The organism is Aquimarina mycalae (assembly GCF_029906345.1).
In the GTDB taxonomy this organism is placed as follows: Bacteria; Bacteroidota; Bacteroidia; order Flavobacteriales; family Flavobacteriaceae; genus Aquimarina.
This window is the reverse complement of sequence record NZ_JARYGY010000022.1, coordinates 1-3,303: the sequence shown is the minus strand read 5'-3', so window position 1 is coordinate 3,303 and position 3,303 is coordinate 1. Positions and strand designations below refer to the sequence as shown.

At 32.0% G+C, this 3,303-nt stretch carries 3 protein-coding genes; all 3 read left to right on the top strand.

Translation table 11 applies throughout. The features are described from left to right. Positions 1 to 1,003 precede the first annotated feature (1,003 nt). The 3 genes from QBK95_RS22805 (at position 1,004) to QBK95_RS22795 (ending at position 3,136) form a co-directional block, all read left to right on the top strand. Positions 1,004 to 1,534, top strand: a complete 531-nt coding sequence (locus QBK95_RS22805) for a GNAT family N-acetyltransferase (protein WP_280936875.1) — start codon at positions 1,004 to 1,006, stop codon at positions 1,532 to 1,534. A 186-nt stretch (positions 1,535 to 1,720) separates the two neighbouring features. Further along, the gene (locus QBK95_RS22800) at positions 1,721 to 2,560 is read left to right on the top strand and encodes an isocitrate lyase/PEP mutase family protein (protein WP_280936874.1); all 840 of its coding nucleotides are present in this window, start codon (positions 1,721 to 1,723) and stop codon (positions 2,558 to 2,560) included. Positions 2,561 to 2,665: 105 nt separating this feature from the next. Continuing rightward, positions 2,666 to 3,136: an OsmC family protein gene (locus QBK95_RS22795; protein ID WP_280936873.1), complete on the top strand. Its 471-nt coding sequence runs from the start codon at positions 2,666 to 2,668 to the stop codon at positions 3,134 to 3,136. The last annotated feature ends 167 nt before the right edge of the window (positions 3,137 to 3,303 follow it).

Here is a 3,303-nt window from a genome sequence, read left to right as displayed (position 1 = left end):
TATCAATACCAATGTATAAATTTGGTTGGGCAGTCAGTTCAGTTTTCATGTCTTATTGTTTTTGTGAACTTTAAAGATACTGGACTTACTGCTTTTTCATTGATGCTATAAGTAATTGCTTGGTTTTAGTCAACTTACGAAAATTCTCGCAAACGTAAAATTCAGTTTTTATTTACTAACTTTAGTGCTTAAAACACGCAACTAATCATACACCAAACCGTTAGCTTTAATGCTAGAGCAAGTTTGCGGATTGAAAAGAAGCCTAGTTTATTTTTCGATTTTTTTTAGAATTTTAAAGTAGATAAATCAGAAAAACCATGCGCTGAGTTTCAAAATATTACGGAATTATGACTCAAACGTGGAATGAAAAGCAACAGCAGAATTGATTACTCAACCTCTGAATTAAATTACGTCTGACTTTTTAGCTCGATTGCGCAATTAGAACTGGAAAACAACGTTGGAATTGCTCACTCAAACCTGAATAAATAAAATGTTGGAATTTGAGTAAGTTTACGAAATAGAATTAAAAGCCTTAATAATAAATACATCGGGAAATTTTAAAGGATATATTTTCATTTCTATATTATTTACATATGTGTTTTTTATTGGTTATTTGCACAACTATAGATTTATGAAATCAAAGTTTTATCTTCAAAAAATTAAACCTCGCTCATATTTTTTTGAACTAGGATTTTACCTGATATTAACGCTTTTATTCATAATGTCAGTATTACTTTTATCATTCATTTTAATAGAGGTTATAGGAATTACAAATGACTAGAAAAGAGTGAACAAAAACGAAATGAATAAATAAACACATAAAAAGCACTAAAAGCTAACACCGTGTATAATTTATTGCTAGTACTCGCCTACTTACGAAAATCCTCGCGGATTTTCTATTCGGTTTGTATTTGCTAATTTAGTTGCTGAAACACGCAACGAAATCATACACAAACACGTTGTGGTGCATATAACAGAAACGCAGAAGGAATCGACAAAACAAATGAAATTAACCATAAGAAAAGAAAAATCAGAAGATTATAAAACAGTCTTTAACCTTATAGAAAAGGCATTCGAAAACGAACAAATGAGTGACCACAAGGAACAGTTTTTAGTAGAGAGATTGAGAAAATCAAATGCTTTTGTTCCCGAACTATCAATGATAGCAGAAATTGACGGAAAAATTGTTGGACATATTCTGTTGACAAAACTTAAGATTAACAACAAATCGAACGAATTTAACTCATTGGCTTTAGCACCTGTCTCTGTCTTACCTGAATTTCAAGGGAAAGGAATTGGCGGAAAATTGATAGTTGAAGTTCATAAAAAAGCTAAAGAATTAGGACATAAATCAATCATTCTACTTGGACACGAAAATTACTATCCAAGATTTGGTTATGAACAAGCTGATAGATATGGAATCGAATTACCATTTGAAGTTCCGAAAGAGAATTGTATGGTAATTGAATTGATTGAAAACGGACTGAAAGGAGTAAATGGAATGGTTGAATATCCAAAAGAGTTTAATGAATAAAAAATACGACACCACAACAATGTATAAAAATAATTGCTCAATTTTGGGCTTAAACAAAGGTCGTTGCAAGTTTACTACGTCTGATTTTCCTGCAGAAAATCCTCGCACGTAAACCCGCAACTATTCTTATACGAGATCGTTGTAAGCCATTTGAGAAAAAGTACACCAAAAATCACAATAATTTAAATGCAAAAAGAACGACAAATACAGTATGCTAAGCAATTTCAAGAATTACATCACAATAATCAATTGCTTGTACTGCCAAACGTATGGGATGTAGGAAGTGCTAAAATATTTGAAAAATCGGGTTTTAAAGCCATAGCAACAACAAGTGCAGGAATTGCTTATTCAATGGGGTATCCAGATGGCGAGCACCTGACCATTGATGACCTTGAAACTTTGACTAGAAAAATAACACAAAGGATTGATATACCGCTCTCAGTGGATTTAGAAAAAGGTTATGCAGATAATGCAGAACAAGTGAAATATAATGCGAGAAAACTTATTAAGGCAGGTACGGTAGGTGTGAACATAGAAGACGGAAACAATACCGAACGTCCTTACTTAGATGAACTTTCGTTGATGCAAGAAAAAATTAAAGCACTTTCAGAACTAAAAAAGGAAATAGGAATTCCTTTTGTCATCAACGCAAGAAGCGATGTTTTTTGGTTACAAATAGGCAATGAGAATGACAGGTTAAAATTGGCAATTGAGAGAGCAAAGGCGTTTATTAACGTAGGAGCAGATTGCATATTTCTTCCTGGGGCAATTACCAAGGAATCTGTTAAAATATTATTAGATAATATTGATTGTCCGTTAAACATCATTGCCAATCCAGCCTTTAATGACTTAAAAGAAATGGAAAACATTGGAGTGAGCAGATTAAGCATAGGTTCAGGTGCTATTCGTAGTGTTTTAGAACATACACAAAATATTGCTCAAGAACTTAAAAGTAATAGTTTAAATACGATGCTTTCCACCCAACTTAGCTATCAAAAGGCTAATCAGATTTTCGAGATTAAATAATGTTAGATTTCAATAAAACGATAGAATCAGAGCGAGTTTTACTTTACACCATTCTAAAAAATGAATGGTCAAATTTGAGAAACCAAATAAAAATTTAAAATAATAATGAAAAAACACAATTACGAAATAAAAGTTGAGTGGACAGGGAACGAGGGAAACGGAACTCTCAATTACAAGTCTTATAACAGAAACCATAAAATCATAGCTAACGGAAAATACGATGCAATTAATGGCTCAGCTGACCCATCTTTTTTGGGAGATAAAACAAGATATAATCCAGAAGACCTTTTTATATCTTCCTTATCGGCTTGTCATATGCTTTTTTATTTGCATTTATGCTCAGTTCATAAAATTGTAGTAACCGAATATTTAGACAACGCTACGGGAATTATGGAAGTAGCTAAAGATGGTAGTGGAAAATTCACAGAAGTTACTCTAAACCCTAAAGTTAAAATCACAGATTTGAATATGATTTCGAAAGCTAACGAATTACACCAAGAAGCAAATAAAATGTGCTTTATTGCAAATTCTTGCAACTTCAAAATTGGACATAATCCGAACACAACTGTGTATTAAAAGACAAACTTAAGATGTATATAATTCTTTGTTTGTGATGGCTAAGTGGAGATTCCTATGAATTTGACCCATCCATTCCTGTTTAAATTGCGCATAGTAAAACAGGTTCTAAAAAGAGCGGTTTTGTGATTATAAAAGTATAAAAAATATTATTGTTTTTTTCTTTT